The organism is Micromonospora parva (assembly GCF_000718515.1).
GTDB lineage: Bacteria > Actinomycetota > Actinomycetes > Mycobacteriales > Micromonosporaceae > Micromonospora > Micromonospora parva.
Genome location: NZ_JNZS01000040.1, coordinates 1 through 25345, shown reverse-complemented (window position 1 = coordinate 25345; position 25345 = coordinate 1). Strand labels below are relative to the sequence as shown.

General features: G+C 72.6%; 19 protein-coding genes. 8 read left to right on the top strand and 11 right to left on the bottom strand.

Annotation, left to right across the window (positions count from 1 at the left end; genetic code table 11):
• Positions 1-6 precede the first annotated feature (6 nt).
• Positions 7-1176 (bottom strand): acyl-CoA dehydrogenase family protein, encoded by a 1170-nt coding sequence (locus IF22_RS0131320; RefSeq protein WP_030337958.1) that lies wholly within the window; start codon positions 1174-1176, stop codon positions 7-9.
• Positions 1177-1373: 197 nt separating this feature from the next.
• Here IF22_RS0131320 and IF22_RS0131315 point away from each other — a divergent pair, with 197 nt between their 5' ends.
• On the top strand, positions 1374-2801 hold the full coding sequence (locus IF22_RS0131315) for a UDP-glucose dehydrogenase family protein (protein WP_030337957.1): 1428 nt from the start codon (positions 1374-1376) through the stop codon (positions 2799-2801).
• 150 nt (positions 2802-2951) lie between these two features.
• Positions 2952-7844: an SCO7613 C-terminal domain-containing membrane protein gene (locus tag IF22_RS0131310; protein ID WP_030337956.1), complete on the top strand. Its 4893-nt coding sequence runs from the start codon at positions 2952-2954 to the stop codon at positions 7842-7844.
• 176 nt (positions 7845-8020) lie between these two features.
• Here the strand turns inward: IF22_RS0131310 and purE are convergent, their stop codons facing one another.
• From purE to mca, 6 genes are all read right to left on the bottom strand, one after another.
• Positions 8021-8512 carry a 5-(carboxyamino)imidazole ribonucleotide mutase gene (gene purE / locus IF22_RS0131305; RefSeq protein ID WP_030337955.1) on the bottom strand — a complete coding sequence of 164 codons (492 nt, stop codon included), beginning with the start codon at positions 8510-8512 and terminating at the stop codon, positions 8021-8023.
• Between the two features lie 32 nt (positions 8513-8544).
• Complete coding sequence (locus IF22_RS0131300; protein ID WP_030337954.1) at positions 8545-9720, bottom strand: 5-(carboxyamino)imidazole ribonucleotide synthase; 1176 nt, start codon at positions 9718-9720, stop codon at positions 8545-8547.
• A 101-nt stretch (positions 9721-9821) separates the two neighbouring features.
• Entirely contained in the window at positions 9822-11879 is a 2058-nt protein-coding gene (locus IF22_RS0131295) for a thioredoxin domain-containing protein (protein ID WP_030337953.1), read from the bottom strand.
• 127 nt (positions 11880-12006) lie between these two features.
• Complete coding sequence (locus tag IF22_RS0131290) at positions 12007-14538, bottom strand: putative bifunctional diguanylate cyclase/phosphodiesterase (RefSeq protein WP_030337952.1); 2532 nt, start codon at positions 14536-14538, stop codon at positions 12007-12009.
• Between the two features lie 179 nt (positions 14539-14717).
• Positions 14718-15011: a hypothetical protein gene (locus IF22_RS0131285; RefSeq protein ID WP_030337951.1), complete on the bottom strand. Its 294-nt coding sequence runs from the start codon at positions 15009-15011 to the stop codon at positions 14718-14720.
• Positions 15012-15059: 48 nt separating this feature from the next.
• Complete coding sequence (gene mca, locus IF22_RS0131280; RefSeq protein WP_030337950.1) at positions 15060-15941, bottom strand: mycothiol conjugate amidase Mca; 882 nt, start codon at positions 15939-15941, stop codon at positions 15060-15062.
• A gap of 201 nt (positions 15942-16142) precedes the next feature.
• Here mca and IF22_RS0131275 point away from each other — a divergent pair, with 201 nt between their 5' ends.
• Entirely contained in the window at positions 16143-16583 is a 441-nt protein-coding gene (locus IF22_RS0131275; RefSeq protein ID WP_030337949.1) for a DUF4307 domain-containing protein, read from the top strand.
• Between the two features lie 156 nt (positions 16584-16739).
• A complete protein-coding gene (gene greA / locus IF22_RS0131270) occupies positions 16740-17237 on the top strand; it encodes a transcription elongation factor GreA (protein ID WP_030337948.1) in 498 nt (165 codons plus the stop codon).
• An 82-nt stretch (positions 17238-17319) separates the two neighbouring features.
• On the opposite strand, the gene ilvA is transcribed toward greA, so the two are convergent.
• The 4 genes from ilvA to IF22_RS0131250 all read right to left on the bottom strand — a co-directional run bounded on the left by ilvA (position 17320) and on the right by IF22_RS0131250 (position 22319).
• Positions 17320-18540: a threonine ammonia-lyase gene (ilvA, locus tag IF22_RS0131265; RefSeq protein ID WP_030337947.1), complete on the bottom strand. Its 1221-nt coding sequence runs from the start codon at positions 18538-18540 to the stop codon at positions 17320-17322.
• 178 nt (positions 18541-18718) lie between these two features.
• Complete coding sequence (locus IF22_RS0131260; protein ID WP_245233791.1) at positions 18719-19609, bottom strand: DUF4328 domain-containing protein; 891 nt, start codon at positions 19607-19609, stop codon at positions 18719-18721.
• 144 nt (positions 19610-19753) lie between these two features.
• Positions 19754-21163 (bottom strand): amidase, encoded by a 1410-nt coding sequence (locus tag IF22_RS0131255; protein ID WP_030337945.1) that lies wholly within the window; start codon positions 21161-21163, stop codon positions 19754-19756.
• 13 nt (positions 21164-21176) lie between these two features.
• Positions 21177-22319, bottom strand: a complete 1143-nt coding sequence (locus IF22_RS0131250) for a cystathionine gamma-synthase (protein ID WP_030337944.1) — start codon at positions 22317-22319, stop codon at positions 21177-21179.
• Between the two features lie 96 nt (positions 22320-22415).
• On the opposite strand from IF22_RS0131250, the gene IF22_RS0131245 reads away from it, so the two are divergent.
• The 4 genes from IF22_RS0131245 (at position 22416) to IF22_RS0131230 (ending at position 25338) form a co-directional block, all read left to right on the top strand.
• The gene (locus IF22_RS0131245) at positions 22416-22838 is read left to right on the top strand and encodes an HIT family protein (RefSeq protein WP_030337943.1); all 423 of its coding nucleotides are present in this window, start codon (positions 22416-22418) and stop codon (positions 22836-22838) included.
• A 76-nt stretch (positions 22839-22914) separates the two neighbouring features.
• Entirely contained in the window at positions 22915-23577 is a 663-nt protein-coding gene (msrA, locus tag IF22_RS0131240; protein WP_030337942.1) for a peptide-methionine (S)-S-oxide reductase MsrA, read from the top strand.
• A 325-nt stretch (positions 23578-23902) separates the two neighbouring features.
• Positions 23903-24832, top strand: coding sequence for a ribonuclease Z (locus tag IF22_RS0131235; RefSeq protein ID WP_030337941.1), 930 nt, complete (start codon positions 23903-23905; stop codon positions 24830-24832).
• Positions 24829-25338: a GNAT family N-acetyltransferase gene (locus tag IF22_RS0131230; protein ID WP_030337940.1), complete on the top strand. Its 510-nt coding sequence runs from the start codon at positions 24829-24831 to the stop codon at positions 25336-25338. Before IF22_RS0131235 ends, IF22_RS0131230 begins: the two co-directional genes overlap by 4 nt.
• Positions 25339-25345: the final 7 nt, after the last annotated feature.

The window sequence follows — 25345 nt, the reverse complement described above, 5'->3', positions numbered from 1 at the left end:
CGAGCCCTAGACGACGTCGGCCAGCAGCTGCCGGGCCATGACGATCCGCTGCACCTGGTTGGTGCCCTCGTAGATCTGAGTGATCTTGGCGTCGCGCATCATCCGCTCGACCGGGTAGTCCCGGGTGTAGCCGTAGCCACCGAGCAGCTGCACCGCGTCGGTGGTGATCTCCATGGCGGCGTCGGAGGCGAAGCACTTCGCCGCCGCGCCGAAGTAGGTGAGATCCGCGTCGCCGCGCTCCGACTTGCCGGCCGCCGCGTACGTGAGCTGGCGGGCCGCCTCGAGCTTCATGCCCATGTCGGCGAGCATGAACTGGATGCCCTGGAACTCGGCGACCGCCTTGCCGAACTGTCGACGCTCGGCCACGTACCCCTTGGCGTAGTCGAGCGCGCCCTGCGCGATGCCGACGGCCTGCGCGGCGATGGTGACCCGGGTGTGGTCCAGGGTCTTCATCGCGGTCGCGAAGCCGGTGCCCTCCGCGCCGATCATCCGGTCGGCCGGGATCCGCACGTTGTCGAGGTAGACCTCGCGGGTGGGCGAGCCCTTGATGCCGAGCTTCTTCTCCGGCGCGCCGAAGCTCACCCCGGAATCGGACTTCTCCACCACGAAGGCGGAGATGCCACGGGAACGGGCGGACGGGTCGGTGACGGCGAAAACCGTGTAGAACTCGGACACGCCGGCATTGGTGATCCAGCGCTTCACGCCGTTGAGCACCCAGTGATCCCCGTCACGTACCGCCCGGGTGGTCATGGACGCCGCGTCGCTGCCCGCCTCCGGCTCGGAGAGGCAGTACGAGAACATGGCGTCACCGGCCGCGACCGGCGTCAGGTAGCGACTCTTGATCTCGGCGGAACCGGCCAGCAGCAGTGGCATCGTGCCGAGTTTGTTCACCGCCGGAATCAGCGAGGAGGACGCGCAGGCACGGGCCACCTCCTCGATCACAATGGCGGTGGCCAGCGCGTCCGCCCCCGCGCCGCCGAATTCCTCCGGGATGTGCGGTGCGTGGAAGTCAGCCGCCCGCAACGCGTCGTAGGACGCCTTGGGAAACTCCCCGGTCTCGTCGGCCTCGGCGGCGTGCGGAGCCACCTTCGCGGCGCAGACCTCACGCACCGCTTCCCGGATCGCCTGGTGCTCATCGGGCAACCGGTAGACGTCGAACGACTCCCCTGCGGCCATCTCGGCCCTCCCCTTCACCGCTATCATGCGCAGTCTGTGACGACTCCTGACCGCCGACCGCGCAGACTGAAGACTAGCGACTGCAGTTCAGGTGATGTTACCGGCGCGTAGGCATGGGCAAGATGGTGCACCCGACGCGCTCAGCCATGATGAAGACCGAGACAGTGAGCTAGCCAGCGCGAGCGGAGAAGACAGGCGTGACGATCCCCTACCCCACCATCCAGCCGACCCCCGCCATCGCCGCGGTGACTCCGCCCTCGGGCGCTCCCCGGCCGCGGGTGACCTTCCTGGGAACTGGTTACCTCGGCGCGACGTACGCCATCTGCTACGCGGAACTGGGGTACGAGGTCCTCGGCTTCGACGTCGACGCCGACAAGATCGCAAAGCTGAACGCCGGCCAGGTGCCGATCCACGAGCCTGGCCTGGACGAGCTGCTGCGGCGCAACCTCGCCGCCGGCCGGCTCCGGTTCAGCACCGACATCGCCGAGACCGCCGACTTCGGTGACGTGCACTTCATCTGCGTCGGCACCCCGCAGCGGGCCGACGGCATGGGCGCCGACCTGTCGTACGTCGAGGCGTCGGTCACCAGCCTCGCGCAGCACCTGACCCGCAAGGCCCTGATCGTCGGCAAGTCCACCGTGCCGGTCGGCACCGCCGAGTGGGTCGAGCAGCTCGTCGACAAGCACACCCCCGACGGCCTGAACGTCGAGGTGGCGTGGAGCCCCGAGTTCCTCCAGGAGGGCTTCGCCGTCGACGACGTCCTGCGGCCCAACCGGATCGTGGTCGGCGTCAAGAGCGAGTGGGCCAACGGCATGCTCTACGCCGCCCACAAGGGCGTGTTCGACCTGGCCGCCACGGAGGACCGCGAGGTACCCCTGGTGGTCACCGACTTCTCCACCGCCGAGCTGGTCAAGGTCGCCGCGAACGCCTTCCTGGCCACCAAGATCTCCTTCATCAACGCGATGGCCGAGGTCTGCGAGGCCTCCGGCGGCGACGTCACCCAACTGGCCCGCGCGATCGGCTACGACCCGCGGATCGGCAACCGGTTCCTCCAGGCCGGTCTCGGCTTCGGCGGCGCCTGCCTGCCCAAGGACATCCGGGCCTTCCAGGCCCGCGCCCAGGAGCTGGGCGCCGGTGAGGCGCTGCGCTTCCTGCACGAGGTCGACCTGATCAACCTGCGCCGACGTACCCGGGTGCTTCAGCTCGCCGCGGACCTGCTCGGCCGCCGCTCGGGCCCGGCCGGCCCGGACTTCGCCGGCACCCGGATCGCCGTGCTCGGCGCCACCTTCAAGCCCAACACCGACGACGTCCGCGACGCCCCGGCGCTCGCCGTCGCCGCGCTGCTGCAGAAGGCCGGCGCCGACGTGCACGTGTACGACCCGCAGGGCACCGAGAACGCCCGCCGCGCCGTTCCCGAGCTGACCTACGAGGCCAGCATGAACGAGGCCGTCACCGACGCCGACCTGGTCTGCGTGCTCACCGAGTGGGCCGACTTCCGCAACGCCGACCCGGTCGCCCTGGGCGAGTTCGTCAAGGGCCGCAAGGTCGTCGACGGCCGCAACTGCCTCGACCCGGCACTGTGGACCCAGGCCGGCTGGGAGTACCGGGGCATGGGCCGCCCCTGACGGAACAGACGCCCACCGGCCGGTCATCGAGCATCTCGATGGCCGGCCGGTGTCGTTGTTTGCCCGGGACCCGCCGACAAGAGTCGAAATCCGCGCCAGCTTTGGGCATGCTGCGACAGTGGGAGTCCACAGTGCGGGTGGAGGGGTGTCGTGGCGACCTTTCAATGCTCCTCGTGCGGCCGGGAGATCAAGCCGGCCGTTCGATGCCCGCACTGTGGGGCAGATCAACCACAGTGGGTCGAGCACCTGGCCGACATTGAGCGTTCGATAGCGGAGATGAAGGCGCGCGACGCCGCCATCGCGCGCGAGCAGCGCCAGATCGCCGCCAAGATGCAGGCCGCGCTCTTCCAGCGGGACATCCTCGCCCACGCCGGCGAGGAGCGCATCAAGCAGGCCACCCGGCCACGCCGGGTGCTGCGCCGCCGTCCCGGCCGGCGGCCACCGACCGCCACCATGGGCGCGCCGCCCCGGGTGCCCCGCCAGGGCGCTCCGACCGCCCCGGAGGATCCGCCGCCCCCGCCCCGGGCCACCTGGCTGGACGTGGACGACCCGGAAAACCCGCCGGAGGCCTCCTCCCGCGAGGTGCAGAACATCCCTCTCGGGTTGGGTGCGCTGCTGCTCGGCGTGGCCGCGGTGGTCTTCGCCGCCGTGGCCACCAGTTCGATGGACGCGCTGGCCCGGCTGGGCATCCTGCTGCTGGCCACAGTGCTGATGCTGCTGACCCCCCCGGCGCTGGCCCGGCGTGGGCTCACCTCGACCGCCGAGACCATCGCCGCGGTCGGCCTGCTGCTGGTGCCGCTCGCCGGCAACGCCCTCTGGGCGGTGGACCGGATCGGCGCCGACAGCGGCTCCGGCACCGTCTTCGCCGGGGTGATCTTCGCGGTCACCGCCGTCGTCGCGTTCGGGTACGCCCGTTGGACCGGTCTGCGCGCGCCCCGCTTCGCGACGGTGCTCGCCGCGCAGCCGGTGCTGCCTCTGCTCGCGTACGACCAGATCACCGGCCCGGGCGGCTGGGCACTGGTGCTGGCCGTGGTCGCTCTCGTCAACCTCGGCCTGACCCGCTCCAGCGTGACAGTCGAACGCCCCGTCCGGCAGGACCTGCCATCGCCGGGAACGCCGTCGGCGCCCCGCCGACGCGATGCCGAGAGCCGGCCGGAGGGCGACCCGGAGGAGGCCGCCGAGCTGATCGACGCCGGCGCGGGCTCCGCCGACCCGGAGCCGGCCCGCCCGGTGCCCGGCCTGCCGGAGCTGACCTGGTTGCTGCACGCTCTGGCGGTCGCCGTCGCGCTGGCGTACGCGGTCACCGCCCTGCTGCGGGCACAGGCCGTGCCGACCGCGACCGGCGCCGGGGTGGTGCTGCTGCTGGCCGCCCTGATCGGGCTGGCCGGCGCGCTGGTGCTGCGTCGCCCGCCGCTGCCCGACGTGGCGGCCGGCGTCGTCACCCTGGCCGTGATCGGCGCGCTCAGCCGCATCGCCTCGGTGGCCCTCCCCGGTCGGGCGCTGCTGCTGATCGCGGCGGTCATCACGGTGACCGGGCTGGCGGTACGCGCCGTCCCGGAGGCGGCCCGACGTGGCCCGCAGATCGCGTCCGCGGTGGCCCTGACAGTCAGCGGTCTGGTGGTCGCCGGTGGCGCGCTGCGCGCCGGGGTGGCACCGGTACGGGCAGCGCTGCCCGCCTGGGACCCGGACCTCAGCCGGTACCCGGGCGAGTTGGCCGCCGCCGTCGGGCCGACCGGCTGGCAGCTCGCGGGGGCCGCGTTCCTGCTCACCATCGCGGCGGTGCTGGCCCTGCCCACCGAGATCCGCCGGGAGTTCGCGGTGGCCGGAGCGGCGCTGACCGCGCTCGCCGTACCGGCCTCGTTCGGTCTCGGCTGGGCGACGGCACCGTGGCCGATGGTGATCACCGCGATCGGCATCGGGGTCATCGGGCTCTCCGCCCGCACCGACCGGGCCGCTCTGGCGCACGCCGTCGGGGCGGCAGTGGTCGGCCTGTTCGGTGCGGGCGCCAGCCTGACCAGCCCCACCCTCACGGCCGCGGTCCTGATCACCCTGTTCGCGGCCGGCACGCTGGTCGCGCTGGCGCCCCGGATCCGGATCGCCTCGGCCGCCGCCGACACGGTAACCGCCTGGGCCGCCGGTGGCGCCGCGTTCGCGCTGCCCGGTGCGGTGGCCGCGTTCGTGGCCGCGACCATGCCGAAGGACCCGACCCCCACTCCGGCGAGCCTGCGAGAGGTGACAGTCCCGATCCTGGCGGCCAGCTTCCTGGCGGTCTGTGTGACCCTCGGCTACGCCGCCGTCGTGCAGGTCTCCCAGCGCCACATCCCCGCGCCGCTGTCGGTCGGCACCGGGCTGGGCGCGCTGGTGGTCACCGCCGCCGCGTTCGGAGCGCCCGGCGCGACCGTCGCCGACGCCTGGGTCGGCGCGCTCCTGCTGGTCGCCGCGGTCCTGCTCTTCCTGGCCCCCTCCATCGACGCCGGCCGTCGCGCCGACCTCACCCTCGACGGCTCGGACCTGGCCGCCGCGGCGGTCACCACCGCCCTGATCGCCACCCTGGTACGGATCGGGGCGGTCCTCGCCCCGGGCGCGCAGCTGGCGGTGGCCGCCGCCCTGCTCCTGGTGGTCGCCGTGGGCGCCCGCAGCATGCCCGAGGAGTGGCGACGCGGACCGATCCTCGGCCTCACCGTCGGCGGCGCCCTGATCGGGGTGCTCGCCGGCTGGTCGGCGGTGCGCGGTGGGGTCGGCGTGCTGGCCACCCCCGGCCCCATCTGGAGGGGCGACCTGAGCGACTGGCCGGCCGCCCCCGTCGGCGGTGCCACCTGGCAGGCGCCGGTCGCGCTGGCGCTGCTGGCCCTCGCCGCGGGCATTCTGCTCCCACCGCCGTGGCGCTGGGACGTGTCCGGGGTGGCGGTGGTGCTCGCCACCATCGGCGCGCCGGCCGCGTTCGATCTGGCCTGGTGGTCGCCGGTCCTGGTCGGCGGAATGGTCGCCACCGTGTTCGGCATGGCCGCGGTGGCCACCGAGGAGGCGCGCGCCGGGCTGTCCCGGGCCACGGTGGCCGGGGTCGTCGCGCTGCACGCCGCCGGAGCCGGGCTGGTCCGCCCGTGGACCACAGCCCTGGCGCTGGGCAGCATCGCTCTGATCGGCGTGGTGGTGGCCACGCTGGCCCGCGTTCTCGCCGACCCACAGGTCACCGACATCGACACCGAGGGGATGCCGCCCCACCTGGCGCAGATCGGTGGCGCGGCGATCGGTGCCGCCCTGCTGGCCCTGCCCGGTGCGGTGGCGGCACTGTCCGCCGAGTTCGAACACTCGGCGGAGGTGGTGCTGACCGCCGCGCTGGCGGCCACCAGCCTCGGCCTGGCCGCCGTGGCAGCGGTGCGGCGACAGGTGCCGCAATATCTGCCCTGGGTCAGCGTGGCGGTGGTCGGCGGGGCCACCATCAGCGCCCTCGCGGCCATCCCCACCGGCCTCGCCGCGGGCGTCTACGCGGCCGCTGCCGCCCTGCTCGGTGTGCTGGCCGAGCTGATCCGCGCGGCCACCGTGCCGCCCACCGGCGCCGCCCAGCCGGTCCGGCGCTGGGCGGTACGACTCGACGGCGCCCTACGGCGGCTGCCGGACGACCCGGAGCGACGACGGTGGCGGGTCAACCCGGCCGCCGGCGCGTTGGCCGCCGCAGCGCTACCGACCGCCCTGGCGCTCGCCTCGATCGGGCCGGCGCTGATCACCGCCCTCGTCGAGCCGCACCGCACGCTGACCCGGATCTGGCAGGGCCCGCCGCCGGGGCTGCTCACCCCGCCGCCGGACGTGGTCGATCCGACCCACGTGCTGACGGCGCTGCTGCTCACCGCGACGGCCGCGCTGGCCGCCACCGGCTTCAGCGGCGGGCGACGGTCCCGGGCCGTGCCGGTGGTGTTGCCCGGGGCAGCCGTCACGCTGCTGATCGCACCCATCGCGCTGGGCCAGGGCTGGCCCGCCAGCACCATCGCCGCGCTCTCCGTCTTCACCATCGCGATGCTCGGTCTCGCGCTGACCCCACCACCGCCGCTGGTCGAGCGGGCCCGCTCGCTGCGGCTGGCCCGGGTGCTGGTGTTCGCCATCGGTCTGGCCGGTGGGAGCGCCGGGCTCGCCGGCAGCCTGGCCGACCGGCAGATGACCCTGTTCACCCTCGGCAGCGCGGTCGGGGTCGGCGCGGTGGCGGCGCTGTACGGCACCACCCAGCGGGCGCGCATCCTCGGCTGGCTCTTCGCCTCACTGATGGCGCAGCTCTTCGTGCTCACCGCCGGCCTGGTCGCCGGGCTGGCGGCGGTCTGGTCCGCGTTCGGGGTGCTGGCCGTCGGCGCCGTCCTCCAGGTGCTCGCCGCCACCCTGCCCCGGCTGCGCCGCCCCGAGTCGCAGCGGGAAGCCTCCACCGTGGAGTGGTCCGGCTACGCCGCCGCGCTGATCGCGTTGGCGCTCGCCTTCGACTCGCCCCGACACATCGCCGCCCTGCTGGCCGCCTGGGGCGCTGTCCTCGGCGTGGCGGCCACCCGACCCGGCCGTCGGCCGGTGGAACGCCGGATCCTGTTCTGGGCGGTGGTGCTCTGCGAGATCACCGCGTGGTGGATCCTGATGCGGGTCGCCGACGTGGCGCTACCCGAGGCGTACACGCTGCCGTTCGCCGCGCTTGCCCTCCTCGTCGGCGTCCTGGAACTGCGCCACCGACCGGACATGAGCAGTTGGGTGGCGTACGGTCCGGCGCTGGTCGCGGCGTTCGTGCCGACGCTCGCCATCGTGCTGGCCACCGAGTCCAGCACGATGCGGCAGATGCTGCTGTTGCTGGGCGCGGTCGCGGTGCTGATCTTCGGCTCGTCCAGTCGGCAGCAGGCCCCGGTGATCGTCGGTGCGTCGGTCACCGCGATCGCGGCGATCCACGCCCTGTTCAGCCTGGGCCCGTGGCTGGCGCTGATCCCGGTGGGCATCCTGCTGCTGGTGCTCGGCGCGAGCAACGAGCGCCGCCGCCGCGCCCAGGAACGCCTACAGACCGCCCTGCGCGGCATGAGATGAGTCGGAGGGTCACGGCGGTGTGGGTGAGTGGGCGCGGTGAGTGGGCCGGGTTCGCGGCGCCCGCGTCCATCTCCCGCGATCTTGCACTTTCTGTTACGGCATAAGGGGCAAAAGCCGCGAAGCGGCGACCGAAAGTGCAAGATCGCGGGGTGCGATGGGGCGGGGCCGCGGGAGGGCTAGCGCAGGGTGGCCTGGAGGGCGGTTTCCTTGTCTGCCACCAGCTTCTCCAGGTCCTGCTGGTAGGTCGTCATCTTGGCGCGCAGGTCCTCGTCGGTGGCACCGAGGATCCGTACGGCCAGGAGGCCGGCGTTGCGGGCGTTGCCGATCGACACGGTGGCGACCGGAACCCCGGCCGGCATCTGCACGATGGACAGCAGCGAGTCCATGCCGTCGAGGTGCTTCAGCGGCACCGGCACCCCGATCACCGGCAGCGGCGTCACCGAGGCGACCATGCCGGGCAGCGCGGCGGCACCCCCGGCCCCCGCGATGATCACCTTGAGACCCCGGTCGGCGGCGTCGCGCCCGTACTCGATCATCGTGACCGGAGTCCGGTGCGCCGAGATGATCCGCACCTCGTACGCCACGCCGAAGTCGTCCATCACCTCGGCGGCGGCCCGCATGGTCGGCCAGTCCGAGTCACTGCCCATGATCAGCCCAACCGTGCTCACTGCGGCCCTCTCGTCGTCGGCGAAATCGTGGCTCACTCGTGGCCCTCGCGCAGCCAGCGCGCGGCCCGTGCCGCCCGCGCCCGCAGGTCGTCCAGGTCGTCGCCGAGCACCGTGACGTGCCCGATCTTGCGGCCGGGTCGCACCTGCTTGCCGTACAGGTGCACCTTGGCACCCGGCTCGGCCGCGAAGAGGTGGTGCAACCGCTCGTCGATCGACATCCCGCCCGGCTCACCGCCGAGCACGTTCGCCGAGACCACCACCGGGGCGGTCAACGCGGTGTCACCCATCGGGTAGTCCAGCACGGCCCGCAGGTGCTGCTCGAACTGTGAGGTCCGGGCACCCTCGATGGTCCAGTGCCCGGAGTTGTGCGGACGCATCGCCAGCTCGTTGACCACGATCGCCGGGCGACCGGCGTCGTCACGCACCTCGAACAGCTCCACCGCCAGCAGACCGATCACCCCGAGCGCGGTGGCCAGGTCGATGGCGAGCTGCTGGGCGGAGACCGCCAGCTCCTCGTCCAGGCCGGGTGCCGGGGCCAGCACCTCCACGTTGATGCCGTCGCGCTGCACCGTCTCCACCACCGGGTACGCGGCCACCTGGCCGAACGGCGAGCGAGCCACCTGCACGGCCAGCTCCCGTCGCAGCGGCACCCGCTCCTCCACGATCAGCCGGGTGCCGCCAGCGAGCAGGGTGGTTGCCAGCTCGGTGGCCTGAGCGGCGTCGTCGACCATCCAGACGCCCCGACCGTCGTACCCGCCCCGGGCCGCCTTCAGCACCACCGGCCAGCCGACCTGCTCGCCGAAGCCGACGAGGTCGGCGGGCTCCCGGACCGGCCGCCAGGCCGGGTTGGGCGCGACCAGCTCGGTCAGGCGTTCCCGCATGACCTGCTTGTCCTGAGCGTGCAGCAGCGCGTCCGCCGGCGGGTAGAGGGGCACCCCTTCCGCGGCCAGCGTGCGGATGTGCTCGGAGGGCACATGCTCGTGGTCGAAGGTGACGACGTCGCAGCCCTTGGCGAAGGTACGCAGGGCGGCCAGGTCGGTGTGATCGCCGTACTGGACGTCGGCGGCGACCAGCGCCGCACCGTCGTCAGGGGCGGTCGCGAGCACACGCAGTGACTGGCCGAGGGCGATCGCGGCCTGGTGGGTCATCCGGGCCAACTGGCCGCCACCCACCATGCCGACAACTGGCAGACCGGTACGGGAATCCATAGCGCGGCCAGCCTATCCGGGCCGCCGACGCGCCCACCCGGAGGGCCGGCGATCCACCTGCGCGGGCGCGGGGAGGACCACCCGGCGGGCGGCGCGGACGACTACCGGGCGTGGCCGTGCGGTCCGCCCAGCTCGGCGATCAGCTCCTCGACGGAGGTGACCGGCCGTTGGCAGACGAAACCTCGGCAGACGTACGCGGCGGACCGCCCCTCGACCAGCGGACGGTCGGCGAGCAGCGGCACACCCGGCTGGTCCGGCCGCCCGGCGACGACCACCGCTCCGGGTGGGGCATGCCGGCGGGCGGCGGTCACCAGCGGATCGCCGGCCGGGTCGTCGGTGACCACGGCGATCTCGTACGGCCCGGAGAGCAACGCCTCGCCGACCATGGCCGCGTACCCGGTGAACCGGGGGTGCTGCCCGACGATCGGCGCGACAGTGCCGAGGGCCGCTTCGGCTGCCTCCCGGTAACGCGTCTCCCCGGTCAGCGCCGAGTACGCCACCAGCCCGGCGATCAACGCCGACCGGCCCGACGGGGTGGCGTTGTCGGTCGGGTCGGCCGGGCGGGCGACGAGCCGTTCCGCGTCGTCGGCGGTGTCGTAGAAGGCCCCACCGGGGGCGGCGAAGCGCGCCAGGGCGGTGTCCAGCAGCTCGCCGGCCACGGTGAGCCAGCGGCCCTCGCCGGTGAGCTGGTGCAGGGCGCAGAAGGCCTCGGCCACGCAGCCGTAGTCCTCCAGGACACCGGCCGGCTCGCCGACCTTGCCGTCCCGGGAGACCCGGCGCAGCCGGCCGTCCACCAGGTGCACGGTGGCCAGGTGCTCGGCGGCCTGGCGCATCGCCCCGTCGGCGACGATGGTGATGCCGTCCATCAGGTTGGCGTCCTCGTCCTGCGGGGACACGTTCCCGGCGGCGACCTGCTGGAACTCGGCGAGAGCGGTGATCGCCAGGCCGTTCCAGGCGGCCACCACCTTGTCGTCGAGGGCCGGCTGCGGGCGGGTGTCCCGGGCGGCGAGCAGCCGTCCGACCACCTGCTGCCAGCGGGCACGCACCTCGGGTGCGGCATCGTCCACGTCCCGGGCGAGCCGCAGCACGCTCATGCCGTGTTCAAAGGTCCCCTCGTCGGTGACGGTGAACAGGTCGGCGGCGAACCGGCCGTCCTCCTCGCCCAACGCCTCGACGAGTTGGGTGGGAGTCCAGGCGTAGGTGAGCCCTTCGACGCCCTCGGTGTCGGCGTCCAGGGCGGACGCGAACCCCTGCCCCGGCCGGTGCAGCTCGTCGGCGAGGAACCGGGCGGTGTCCCGGGCCACCCGGCGGGCCAGCGGGTCGCCGGTGAGTCGCCACAGCTGGGTGTAGACCCGCAGCAGCAGCGCGTTGTCGTAGAGCATCTTCTCGAAGTGCGGCACCGTCCAGTGCGCGTCCACCGAGTACCGGGCGAAGCCGCCCGCGAGCTGGTCGTAGATGCCGCCCCGGGCCATCGCCTCGGCGGTGTGCCGGGTGATCTCCAGGCTGGTCGGGTCGCCGGTGCGCTGGTGGTGGCGCAGCAGGAAGAGCAGGTTCATGTGCGGCGGGAACTTCGGGGCCCCGCCGAACCCGCCGTTCGTGGCGTCGTACTCGCTGGCCAGCTTGGCGGCCGCGGCGTCGAGCAGCGGGGCGTCCAGCGGGGCGGTGGGGCCGCCCACGGCCTGCGCGCCGCCGATCGCCTCGACCACGGCGGCGCCCTGGCCGAGCACCGCCTCGCGCTGCTCGCGCCAGGCGGTGGCGACCGACTCGAGCAGTTGGATGAAGTTGGGTCGCGGGAAGTAGGTGCCGCAGAAGAACGGGGTGCCGTCCGGGGTGGCGAAGACGGTCATCGGCCAACCGCCCTGGCCGGTCATCGCCTGGGTCGCGGTCATGTAGACCGCGTCCACGTCCGGGCGCTCCTCCCGGTCCACCTTGATCGACACGAAGTTGTCGTTCATCAGGGCGCCGACCTGCGCGTTCTCGAACGACTCGTGCGCCATCACGTGGCACCAGTGGCAAGCCGCGTAACCCACGGAGATGAGCACCGGGACGTCCCGGCGCTTCGCCTCGGCGAACGCCTCGTCCGACCACTGCCACCAGTCGACCGGGTTGTCAGCGTGCTGGAGCAGGTACGGGCTGGTGGCGTCGACGAGTCGGTTCACCTGACGACCATAGCCAGCCCCGGCGCGGACCGCGCGGCCTCCACCCGGACGTCCCACCCGAGACCGGTCGGCCCCAGGCCACGCCGGACGGTCAGGCCACGCCGGACGGTCAGGTTGCGCCGGTCGGTCAGGATGCGCCGTCGGCGCGGAGCCGGAACACGTTCGACTCCGCCGAGTCGCGCAGCGACCCGAGCACCGCGCCGATCTTGTCGGCCGGCATCGGCTTGAAGAAGTGGTAGCCCTGCGCGGAGGTGCAACCCAGCTCGGCCAGGGCCATCCGCTGCTCGGCGGTCTCGACCCCTTCGGCGACCACCCGTAGCCCCAGCTCGTGGGCAAGGCCCACCGTCGTCCGGACGATCGCGGCGGCCTCCGGCGAGTCGGCCATCCGGATGACAAAGGAGCGGTCCACCTTCAGCTCGTCCACGGCGATCCGGGTGAGGAACGTCAACGACGAGAAGCCGGTGCCGAAGTCGTCGACAGCGAGTTGCACGCCCATCGACCTCAGCGTCGCCAACACCTCGTCGATGACCTCCAGCTCGCTCATCACCACCGTCTCGGTGATCTCCAGGACGAGCCGGTGCGGCGGCACCTGGTGGCGGCGCAACGCGTCGGCGATCTCCACCGGCAACCGGGGGTCCAGCAGGCTGCGCGCCGAGAGGTTGACCGAGATCGGGACGTCCAACCCCTCCCGGGCCCAACCGGCGGCCACGCTGAGCGCCTTGTTCAGCACGTAGCGGGTGAAGGTGCCGAGCTGCTCGCTGTTCTCCACCGGCCGGATGAAGTCGGCCGGGTTCAGCCACCCCCGCCGGGGATGCTGCCACCGGATCAGCGCCTCCACCCCGGTCGGCGCACCAGTGGCCAGGTCGACCGCCGGTTGCAGTGCCAGCACCAGCTGATCGTCGACAGTCAACGCCTCACGTAGCTCGGCCAGCAGGGCGAGCTGGTCGGTGCTGGCCGCGTCGCGCGCGCCGTCGTACGCGGCGACGTTGCCGCCGCCCTCCTTGGCCTGGTACATCGCGATGTCGGCCCGACGCAGCAGCTCGGTCAGGTCAGCGGTGCCGGCGGCGGCCACCACCACACCGACGGAGACCTCGATGGACATCCGTACGCCGGCCACCTCGGTCGGCGCGGCCAGCCGCTCGGCGATCTCGCGAGCCTGGCGCAGCGCGTGGGCCATCGGGGCGGCCCGGTCGCCGAGCACCGGCACCGCCGTGAGCAGGAGGGCGAACTCGTCACCGCCGAGTCGGCCGAGCAGGTCCCCGGTGCGGACCAGCGCGTTGAGTCGGTTCGCGGTCAGCCGCAGCAGTTGGTCGCCCGCCGCGTGACCGAGGGTGTCGTTGACTTCCTTGAACTGGTTGATGTCCAGCAGCAGCAGCGCCACCGGGTGGTCGTGGCTGAGCTGTCGCAGCGACTGGTCGCCCCTGCTCAGCATCGCCGCCCGGTTGGCGAGCCCGGTGAGCGGGTCGTGCACCGCGTCGTACGACGAACGGGCGGTCACCAGGCGCAGCTCGTGGTGGGTAGCGGCGTCGTGCAGCGCGGCGGCGAGCGCGTCGCCGAACGCGGCCACCGCGTCGCGTTCCCGGGCGGTGGGCGGGGCCGAGCGGGGGAACCGCACCCGCAGCCGACCGACCGGCGCGGCACCGACCGACAGCGCCCGGCTCAGCTCGTGCTCGTCCGGTTCGGACTGTTCCGGTGGTCCGGTCTCGCGGTCGACCAGTTGACCGCCGGCGTCGCCCCGGTAGCGGTGCCACCGGCCGTTGGGCCGGGCCACGTCGACGTCCACCAGTTCGGCGTTGAACAGCGTCAGCGCTCCGGTGACCGCCGCGCTGGCCACCCCCCGCTCGTCGAGCTGGTTGAGGGCCGCGGTGGCCTCGGCGAAGGCCCGCCAGGTGCGGCGCTCCTGATCCGAGCGCAGCCGGTAACGGTAGGTCTGCTGTAGCAGCCACAGCAGCGGCGGCAGCAACAGCAACCAGCGCGGGTCGAGCTCCAGCAGCGCGACCACCACGAGGCCGACCGCCACGTTGCCGACGAACATCAGCAGCTTGCCGCGCAGCGCGGCGAGCAGCGGCGGCCCGATGGGCAGGCCGTGCCGCAGACCCACCGTCACGCCGCCGAGCCAGGCGGTCACCAGGAGGTACGTCACCGAACCGGCGATCACGGCCAGCGCCAGCATCGGGGTGGGCGCAGAGAGCAGCGGCCGCCCGAGCGCGGTGGTCACTGACACCGCCAGTGCCGACGCGGCGGCGAGCGACGCGGCGATCCGGAGGATCTCCAGGGCCGGACGGCGGTCGTTGTGCAGTGACAGGATCGTCCAGGCCAGCCCGGTGCCGAGCAGCGTGGCGGACGGGAGCCAGCCGGCGGGGGTCAGGTAGAGGCAGACGATCAGGGCCGCCTCGCCCCAGGTGATGCTGACCATGCCCGCTGGCGAGCGGAACCGCAGCCGGGCGAACTGGGCGAGGGCGAGGACGGCGACGGCGATGCCGAAGCGGGCCGGACCGCCGAGGGGGTCGTCGGCCGGCAGCCGGACCGGGAGGGTCAACCCGACCACCGCGGCGGCCACTGCGGTCATCGTGACGGCGGCGGTGAGCACGAGCAGCCGGCCCGGTGTGCCACGCACCCCGAGCCGATCGAACGGGTCGTCGGCCGGACCGGAGGTCATCGACCTCCCCCGTCAGCCGACCGACCGACGTCGCGGCGGGCGGCCGGTGCTGTGCTGGTCATCGGCGCCCCCTCCCGCACACGGCTCGGAGACTTTTGGTCCCCCCGGCGGAAGGCTAAGCCAAACCGGGTGGCCGCAACAGGGGGCGACCACCCGGTTCGGCGTGATTCATGCGCCGGCTACCCGTTCAGGTGCTGCTGGTGCCCGTTGGGAGCGGGTGTGGATGAATCCCGCCCCCCGGTCCCGTCTGTCGGATCGACGACTGACGCATCGGCCCTGGTCGGGTCGGCCGCCCCGGACTGCTGGGGGAAACGGTCCGGCAGACGGCGCAGCCGAGAGTTCATGTTGCGGATCAGCAGGATGGTCGCGGTGGCCAGCAGCAGGATGAGGAACAGACCCATCGGCCCGGCCAGACCACCCGTGCGGGTGTCCCCGAAGTTGTTCTCCGCGAGCACCTGGGCAGCGGTCAGCATGGCGTTCCTCCGAAGTGCGGTTGGTAACCAGGGTAGCCCTGCCCGGAATCAGCGCGCGTGCGCCGTCTCCCGCACACCCGCGAAGAGATCAGACTCGGGCAGCGGGCTGTCGACCATCGAGCGGGCCAGCTCGTAATCCTCGGTGGGCCAGGCGCGTTGCTGCAACTCCATCGGGACGTGGAACCAGAAGCCGTCCGGGTCGACCTGGGTCGCGTGGGCGCGCAGCGCGTCATCGCGGACCGGGAAGTAGTCGGCGCACTCCACCCGGGTGGTGATCCGGGGGCCCTTGTCGGGCCGATCCTCCCACCGCTTGAGCCACTCCTCGTAGGGCGACTCCAGCCCGGCGGCCAGCATGCCCTCGTGCAGCGCCATGATCTTGCCCTTGGAGAAGCCGATGTCGTAGTAGAGCTTCAGCGGCTGCCAGGGCGCGCCCAGCTCCGGGTAGCGCTCCGGGTCACCGGCGGCCTCGAAGGCGGCCACGCTCACCTTGTGACACATGATGTGGTCCGGGTGCGGGTAGCCACCCTCCTCGTCGTACGTGGTCACGACGTGCGGACGGAACTCACGCATCAGCCGCACCAGCGGACCCGCGGCGACCTCGACGTCCTGAAGGGCGAAACAGCCCTCGGGCAGCGGCGGCAACGGGTCGCCCTCGGGCAGGCCCGAGTCGACGAAGCCCAGCCAGGCCTGGTCGACACCGAGGATCGCCCGCGCGGCGTCCATCTCGGCCCGCCGGATCTCACCGATGTTGGCCCACACGTCGGGCCGGTCGAGCTTGGGGTTGAGCACGCTCCCGCGCTCGCCGCCCGTGCACGTCACGACCAGGACGTCCACCCCCTGAGCGACATACTTCGCCGTCGTCGCCGCGCCCTTGCTCGACTCGTCGTCCGGGTGCGCGTGCACGGCCATGAGACGCAGTTGCTCTGCCAACTTCGGCGCTCCTCGTCTGTGCCGGACGGTGGACCCGACCGGGCTCAACCGGCTGACCTGCCGGGATCTTCTCGCCGCACCCTGTCGCCGGCCAGCAGCGCCAGGCATGACCTGCCATTCCTGCCGCTGGACCGGGTGGGAGGATGGGGCTCTGTCATTCTTGCCGATGCCGCCGACAACAACGCCAGGAGATACCCGCCGGTGACCGAGACGCACGCCACAATTTCACCAGCTGCGCCGGAATTCCCGGCCGGGCGCTACGGCCGGCGTCGGGCACCGGGCGGCAAGCGCCGCCGTACGCTGCTGGCCGCGCTGGCGCTGCTGGCGCTGGTGGCGACGCTGACCGTGATCTCGTTCCGGCTCTACCGGCAGTACGGCGACCCGGTCTACGACGCACAGGTGATCACGTACACCGACATCACGGACAAGCAGGTGCTCGTCCACTTCCGGGTGACAGTCCCGCCGGGTGGCTCGGCGGTCTGCGTGCTGCGGGCCCGGGACCGTGCCGGCGCCGAGGTGGCCCGCGAACAGGTCACCGTGACCGCCGCCCCCGGGGATCGGCACGTCACAGCCCGGCACCGCCTGGCCACCACCGCGCGGCCGTTCATCGGCGAGGTGCTGCGCTGCCAATCACCGTCCTGAGCTGCCCGAACAGCACTCGAAACGCTGTCGATCGAGCGCCTACCGCGGGTGTCGGATCCGGACACCGGCGGTGATGGCCGACACCCTGTGTCGTACCGCACTGGTAACTTGGTAGTTCACCTGTCAGCCAGCCACGCACAACTGAGGAGAACGCCTGTGTCCACTGGCAACGAGGCGCCCGCCACCTGGCTGTCCCAGGACGCGTACGACCGCCTCCAGGCCGAGCTCGACGAGCACATCGCCAACCGTCCGGCGATCGCAGCCGAGATCAACGCTCGGCGCGAGGAGGGCGACCTGCGGGAGAACGGCGGCTACCACGCCGCCCGCGAGGAGCAGGGCAAGGCCGAGGGTCGCATCCGCTACCTGCAGGAGCTGCTGCGCACCGCGAAGGTCGGCGAGGCCCCGTCCGCCGACGCGGTGTCGCCGGGCATGGTGGTGACGATCTACTTCGACGACGACACCAACGACACCGAGACGTTCCTGCTCGGTTCGCGGGAGATCGCGGCCACTACCGACCTGACCGTCTACAGCCCCGAGTCCGCGCTGGGCAAGGCGATCCTGGGCGGGCGAGCCGGGCAGACCTGCACCTACACGGCACCCAGCGGCGCCGACATCAAGGTGACGGTGGTCAGCTTCGAGCCGTTCTCCGGCTGACCCGTCGCCGACAGCGGCCGGCCGGGTTGACCGAGGCCCGGCACCGAGACACCGCGTATCCGAGGCGTGGCACCTACCGGTGTCACGCCTCGGCTGCGAAGACCACCTGGTAGCCGCTGGCCCGCAGGGCGCTGATCAGCGTGTCGGAGTGTTCGACGCCCCGGGTCTCCACCGACAGCGCGACCTCCACCTCGCCGAGGCTGAGGTGCGGGTTGGCCCGCTGATGCTCCACGTCGACCACGTTGGCCCGGTGCTCGGCGATCTGGCTGAGCAACGACGCGAGCTGCCCCGGCCGGTCCGAACAGCGGACTGTCACCCGCAGGTAGCGACCCGCGGCGGCCAACCCGTGCTCGATCACCCGCAGCATCAGCAACGGGTCGATGTTGCCGCCGGAGAGCACGGCGACCACCGGCGTCTCCACCTCGACCACGCCGGCCAGCAGCGCGGCGACCCCGACCGCCCCGGCCGGCTCGACCACCTGCTTGCCGCGCTCCAGCAACATCAGCAGGGCCCGGGAGATGTCCTCCTCGGAGACCGTGACGATCTCGTCGACCAGCTTGCGCACGTGGTTGAAGGTGATCTCGCCGGGCCGGCCGACCGCGATGCCGTCGGCGATGGTAGCGAACACGGGCAGCCGGACCGGTTCTCCAGCGACCAGTGAGGGCGGGAACGCCGCCGCGCCGGCCGCCTGCACACCGATGATCCGGACGTCCGGTCGCAATGCCTTGACGGCCACCGCCATGCCCGAGATCAGACCGCCGCCACCCACCCCGGTGATGATCGTCTTCACGTCCGGGCACTGTTCGAGGATCTCCAGCGCCACTGTGCCCTGTCCGGCGATCACGTCGGGGTGGTCGAACGGGTGGATCAGCACCGCGCCGGTGCGCTCGGCGTACGTGTGCGCGGCGACAAGCGACTCGTCGACGGTGTTCCCGGCCAGCTCGACCTGCGCGCCGTACCCCTTGGTGGCGGCCACCTTCGGCAGCGGCGCGTTGACCGGCATGAAGACGGTGGCGTGCGTGCCGACCAGGCCGGCGGCGAGGGCCACGCCCTGCGCGTGGTTGCCCGCGCTCGCCGCCACCACGCCGCGCTCCCGCTCCGCCGCCGACAACCGCGAGATCCGCACGTACGCGCCCCGGACCTTGTACGAGCCGGCGCGCTGCACGTTCTCGCACTTGAGCCAGGTCGGCCCGCCCAGGGCCGCGCTGAGCGGGCGGGAGGGCTCCAGCGGGGTGGTGCGGGTGACCCCGGCGAGCAACTCCCGTGCGGCCCGCACGTCGTCGAGACCGACCAGTTCCGTCATGCCCCGATCGTGCCACCCGCCGCCGCGGCCCTCGGCGGCGACACCGGTGTCGACAGGACGGACCGGCCGGCTCGATCGCCACGTCAGTCCGCCGCGCACCCGGTTGATCCACTCGACGGTCCTGATGTCGCGGTGTCAGCCTCGCTGCGACACCGCGACATCAGCGAACCCGAGTGGATCATGCCCGAGGTGACCCCTCCAGCCCAGGAACGGCCGGAGCGCCCGGAGCGGTCGACGGGGCCGGAGCGGCCGGCGGGACCGCGTCACCCGGCGGGACCGGGACGGCCGGCGGGACCGGGACGGCCGGCGGGACCGGGACGGCCGGCGGGACCGGCGGGACCAACGGCGCGGGCGGCATCTCCGGCAGCACCGCGCCCGGCCAGACCCCGGCGGTCTGCCACACCGGCAGCGCGCGGGCGATGCGGGCCTCCTGCGCGGCGGAGATCCGCTGGATCAGCAGGTACAGCGTCACCGCGGCGACCACGCACGCCACCGAGGGCACGATGTTGCGCAGCAGTGAGTCCCGGTAGTAGTCGACGTACTGCTGGTAGCCGCCGTCGGTGGTGGGGGTCTCCGGCAGCTTGTTGTAGGCACCGTCGTCGAGGCGGCTGACCAGCCGCTCGCCGAGGCTGAACACCAGCCAGGAACTCCACCAGACGGCCACCAGGGTCGGGGTGAACCGCCGCCAGAGGCTGTCGCGCGCCACGGCCGCCATCACCCGGGCCGGCACCACCAGGTTCGCGAACGGCACCAGCCAACCGGCGATCGCCCACCCGGCCCCGAGCGTCGGCAGCGCGCCCGGGAAGGCGTCGGTGTTCTTGCGCGCCCGCCACATCCAGATGATCACCAGCACGGCGGCGGTGAGGTACGCGACCACCATGGGCAGCGACGACACCACCTGCATGATCAACGCGGCGACCAGCAGCTCAGGGTCGTTGTCGACCTTGGCCTGCCGAGCGAGGGCCATCCCGACCAGCGGGGAGAGCGCCACCACGAGGTAGAGCACGGCGGTCGCGCCGACCGCGATGCGGGCCGCCAGACCGATGCCACGCACGCGGTACGTCGGCAAGCCGGGAGTGATCGCGGCCTGGCCGACCGGCGTGTAGCACCGTTGGCATTCGTCGTGCTCGGGGGAGATGGCGTCCCCGCAGGTCTGGCAGCGCATGAGTTCCCCCGGTGTGCACGCGTGATGATGCGCGCACACCGTAGACGATCATGCGGAGGTCGGCGACCCCGTTCCGACCCGGGGGTAGCCGGGTGCGTGGCGTGTCCACGGGGCGGCCATCTCGAACTGGCCGGCCACACCGAGCAGCAGCAACTCCGAGCCGGGCGGACCGACCAGCTGCACGGCGACCGGCAGGCCGTCCGGGCGGCGGCCGACCGGCACGACGACCGCCGGCAGGCCGGCGATGTTCCACGGCGCGGCGTACGGGGCGTACCGGATGTTGGCGGACATGTTCGCCCGCCAGGACCGCTCCGACCAGCGGGCCGCCTCCGGTGGCGCGCTGGCCAGTGCCGGGGTGAGCAGCAGGTCGACCGAGTGGTCGGTGAAGAAGTCGACCGACCGTTGCCGCCACGCGGCCCGGTCCGCCTCCCGCACGTAGCCGCGGCGCTGCGCCCACTCGCCCAGCGCGACGTGCCGCCGGGTACGCCGTTGCAGACCGCGCCGGTCCAGGCCGGACGCCCGGACGTCGGTGGCGGCAGCGGCGAGCCAGGTGGCGATGCCCTGAAGGCCGAGCGCGGTGGGGTAGACCGGATCCGCCGGCACCGTGTCGTGCCCGGCGGCGGCGAGGAGCCGACCGGCGGCGGCGACCGCGTCCCGGTTCGGCGCGTCCGCCGCGACACCGCGCACCGGGGAACGCAACGAGACCCCCACCCGCAGCCGCTGCGGCGGGACGAGCTTCTCGGGGCGTCGGCCGGCGAGCACCGAGAAGCCGACCGCCGCGTCGGCGACCGTGCTGGTCAGCATGCCGTGCTCGGTGAGACCGAACCAGTCGTCGGCACCGAGCTGGCAGGGGACCACGCCCCGACCGGGCTTGAGCCCGACAAGCCCGCAGCAGGCCGCGGGAATCCGGATCGAGCCGAGACCGTCGTTGGCGTGCGCGATCGGCACCAGCCCGGCGGCGACCGCGGCGGCCGAGCCACCCGAGGATCCACCGGGGGTACGCGTGCTGTCCCACGGGTTACGGGTCACCGCGCTGTCGTCGTCGGTGAGCGCCCACAGCCCCAGTTCGGGCATCCGGGTCACGCCGAGGATCACCGCGCCGGCGCCGCGCAGTCGACGCACCACCTCGTGGTCGGCCTCCGCGACGTCGGTGCGGGCGGCGGCCGACCCGTTCCAGGTGGGCAGGCCGGCGACCGGGGTGTTCTCCTTGACCGCCACCGGAACCCCGGCCAGCGGCAGGTTCGCCAGGTCCTCCTGCTCGTCGACCTTCTCCGCCTCGGTGATCGCCTCACCGCCGCGAACGGCGCGGAACGCGGCCAGCTCACGGTCGGCTCGGGAGATGTACTCGAGGTGGTCGGCGACGACCTGGGTCGCCGAGACGTCACCTCGGCGTACGCCCCGGGCGATCTGCTTGGCGGTCGCTCCGACCCAGGTCGCCATGATGTCCTGCACGGCCATCCTTCCCCAGCGGTCAGCCCAGCGCCTGCTCCAGATCGGCGAGTAGGTCGTCGACCGTCTCGATGCCGACAGACAGTCGCACGAGATCGCCGGGAACTTCAAGCGGCGAGCCGGCAGCACTTGCGTGTGTCATCCGGCCCGGGTGCTCGATCAGGGATTCCACGCCGCCCAGCGATTCGGCGAGCACGAAGAGCTTGGCCCGGTTGCAGATGTCCACGGCGTGCTCCTCACCACCGGCGGCGCGGAACGAGATCATGCCGCCGAACCGGCGCATCTGCTTGACGGCCACCTCGTGACCGGCGTGCGAGGGCAGCCCCGGATAGATCACCTGGGCGACCTTGGCGTGCCCGTCGAGGTAGGCGGCGAGCCGCTCGGCGTTGTCGCAGTGCCGGTCCATGCGTACCCCGAGGGTCTTGATGCCCCGCAGGGTGAGCCAGGCGTCGAACGGGCCGTTGATCGCGCCCATCGCGTTCTGGTGGTAGCGCAGCTCCTCACCGAGACCGGCGTCGGCGACGACCAGCGCGCCACCGACCACGTCGGAGTGCCCGCCGATGTACTTGGTGGTGGAGTGCACCACCACGTCCGCGCCGAAGGCGATCGGCTGCTGGAGGTACGGCGAGGCGAAGGTGTTGTCCACCACCAGCAGGGCGCCCGCGTCGTGTGCCACGGCGGCCAGGGCGGCGATGTCGGCGATGCCGAGCAGCGGGTTGGTCGGCGTCTCCACCCAGACGATCTTCGTGCGACCGGGCTGCACGGCCGCCCGGATCGCGGCCGGGTCGGAGACCTTGGCCGGGCTGAACTCCAGGCCCCAGCGCTGGGCGACCCGGGCGAAGAGCCGGTACGTGCCGCCGTACGCGTCGTCCGGGATCACCACGTGGTCACCGGGCTGGCACACGGCCCGCAGCAGGGTGTCCTCCGCCGCCAGGCCGCTGGCGAAGGCGAGCCCCACCGGCCCGCCCTCCAGCGCCGCCAGGCATTCCTGGAGCGCGTCCCGGGTCGGGTTGCCGGACCGGCTGTACTCGTAGCCGAGGCGGGGTGCGCCGACGGCGTCCTGGGCGTACGTGCTGGTCTGGTAGATCGGTGGGATCACCGCGCCGGTGCGGGCCTCAGGGTCCTGGCCGGCGTGAATGGCGAGCGTCTCGAAGCCGTGACTCATTCTGGTGAGGCTAGTGCCCCGTCGGAGAGGGCTGGAACGGAACCCGCGCTCCGAGGCGGGGCCGGGCCGCCAACGGCGTCGGCATAACCTGGCCCGATGAGCGGCTGCGTGTTCTGCGGGATCGTGGCGGGCGAGGTGCCGGCGTTCCGGGTGGCCGACACCCCGGACGGGGTGGCGTTCCTGGACACCCGGCCGGTGTTCAAGGGGCACGTGCTGGTGGTGCCCCGGGCGCACCTGGTGACGCTGGCGGAGTTGCCGGCCGACCTGCTGCCCGGCTACTTCGCCCTGGTCCAGCGGCTGGCGGTGGCGGTGGAGACCGCCCTGGGCGCCGGTGGGACGTTCGTGGCGATGAACAACAAGGTGTCCCAATCGGTGCCCCACCTGCACACCCACGTGGTGCCGCGAACCAAGGGCGACGGTTTGCGGGGCTTCTTCTGGCCGCGCACCCGGTACGGCGACGACACCGAGGCCCAGAGCTACGCGGACCGGGTAGCGGCGGCGTTCCCGGCCGGGGCCTGAGTCACCGTCACGCGGGTAAGGAAGCAGGACCCTCTGGTGTTGCACGCTGCGAGTGGTACGAGAGGAGATCCCCACCGTGTTTCTGCGCCGCATGAAGGCCGAAATGGTGACGCCCGACCAGGCCCTGCCGGGCCGCCCGATCGCCATGCCGGTCGCTGACCGCCACGAGGTGCTGGGCACCCCGTTGAAGGGCCCGTTCCCGGAGGGCCTTCAGGTAGCGGTCTTCGGCATGGGTTGCTTCTGGGGCGCCGAGCGGCTGTTCTGGACGCTGCCCGGTGTCTACACCACCTCTGCCGGCTACGCGGGTGGCATCACCAAGAACCCGACGTACGAGGAGACCTGCTCCGGCCGGACCGGGCACGCCGAGGTCGTCCAGGTCGTGTACGACCCCAGCAAGATCAACTATGAGGACCTGCTGAAGGTCTTCTGGGAGAACCACGACCCGACCCAGGGCATGCGCCAGGGCAACGACGTCGGCACCCAGTACCGCTCGGCGATCTACACGACCACCGACCAGCAGCGGGCCATCGCCGAGTCGTCCCGGGACGCGTTCCAGCCGATCGTGACGCGCGCCGGCAAGGGTGAGATCACCACCGAGATCGCCCCGCTCGGCAGCTACTACTTCGCCGAGGACTACCACCAGCAGTACCTGGCGCCGACCAAGAACCCGAACGGGTACTGCAACCACGGCCCGAACGGCCTGAGCTGCCCGGTCGGCGTGGCCCGTGTCGACGGCTGACCGGCGCGGGCATTCCCGTTCGGCCCTGTGATCGAAATCCGTTGCCGAGCCCGACGAGAACTCGATAACGTGGCCGTACACGTGAAAGGAGGTGGTCCAGACTTGTATAGCAATCGGACTCGTGAGGTGGCTGTCAGCTAGCCGCTGTCCTCGACAGTGATCGGCCCGCCGCGAGGCGGGCAACAGCACCATCGTCGAGACCGTGTGGCAGCGGTGCGGCGAATTCCAGGCAGCCACCCGACCCCCGGGGCGCCGGCCCAGTCCAGCCGGCCCGTGCGACAGCGCGGAGCGCCCCGGGGGTCGCTCCATATCCGCAGGAGTGGCCATGTCCATGCGCGAGTTGGTGGTCCTGGGGACGGCCAGCCAGGCACCGACCCGTCAGCGCAACCACAACGGGTACGTGCTGCGCTGGGACGACGAGGTGATCCTCTTCGACCCGGGCGAGGGCAGCCAGCGCCAACTCCTGCACACCACTGTCACCGCCACCGACCTGACCCGGATCTGCGTCACGCACTTCCACGGCGACCACTGCCTGGGCCTGCCCGGCACCATCCAACGGCTCTCCCTGGACCGGGTGTCGCACCCGGTAGCAGTGCACTTTCCGGCTGGCGGCGCCGAATACTTCGCCCGGCTGCGGCACGCCACCTCCTTCTACGAGACCGCCGAGCTGCGGGTCGAGCCCATCGAGGCGGACGGGCAGCGCATCGCCCTGCGCTGCGGCACGCTGGAGGCCCGCCGGCTCCGGCACCCCATCGAGACGTACGGCTATCGGCTGGTCGAGCCGGACGGGCACCGGATGCTGCCGGAGAAGCTGGCCGCGTACGGCATCGTCGGCCCGGCCGTCGGCGAGCTGATCCGCGTCGGGCACCTCGACCTCGACGGACGCCGCGTCACCCGGGCCGAGGTGAGCGTGCCCCGACCGGGGCAGCGGTTCGCGTTCGTGATGGACACCGGCCTCTGCGACGGGGTCTACGCCCTCGCCGAGCACGCCGACCTGCTGGTCATCGAGTCGACGTTCCTGGAGTCGGAGGCCGCGTTGGCCGCCGAGGTCGGCCACCTGACCGCGGCGCAGGCCGCCCGGGTGGCGACCGAGTCCGGGGTACGCCGACTCGTGCTCACCCACTTCTCCCAGCGCTACAGCGACCCGCGCCGGTTCCACGACGAGGCACGCGCGCACTTCGACGGTGAGCTGATCGTCGCCGAGGATCTGACCACGGTGCAGCTTCCGCCGCGCCGGGTAACCTCGGCCGGGTGACCATCACGCTCCGCTCCGCGACCGAAGGCGATCTGATGGCGGTGGGGGCCCTGCACCAACGCTCCCGGGTCGCCGCGTACTCCGCGTTCCTGCCGGCCGAGGCGCTGGCCGACCCGACACCGGAGGCGATGGGCCGCTACTGGGTCGAGCGGTGGCTGTGGGAGCGGGACACCCACCGGATGACAGTGGCCGAGCGGGCCGGGGCGTTGGTCGGGTTCAGCCACCTGGGCCCGGACGATGAGGACGACCCGAGCACCGGGCTGCTCAACGCGATCCACCTCGACCCGGCCGAGCAGGGCCGGGGCGTCGGTCGCACCCTGATGGTGGACGCCCTGGACGCCATGCGGGCGCAGGGCTGGCGGCGTGCCGTGCTCTGGGTGCTCCGGGAGAACGCCCATGCCCGAGCCTTCTACGAGCGCGGCGGCTGGACCCCGACCGGCGCGGAGCGCGTCGAGCACATCGGCACAGCCCTCACCCCGCAACTCCGCTACACCCGCCCCCTCTGAACTCCCC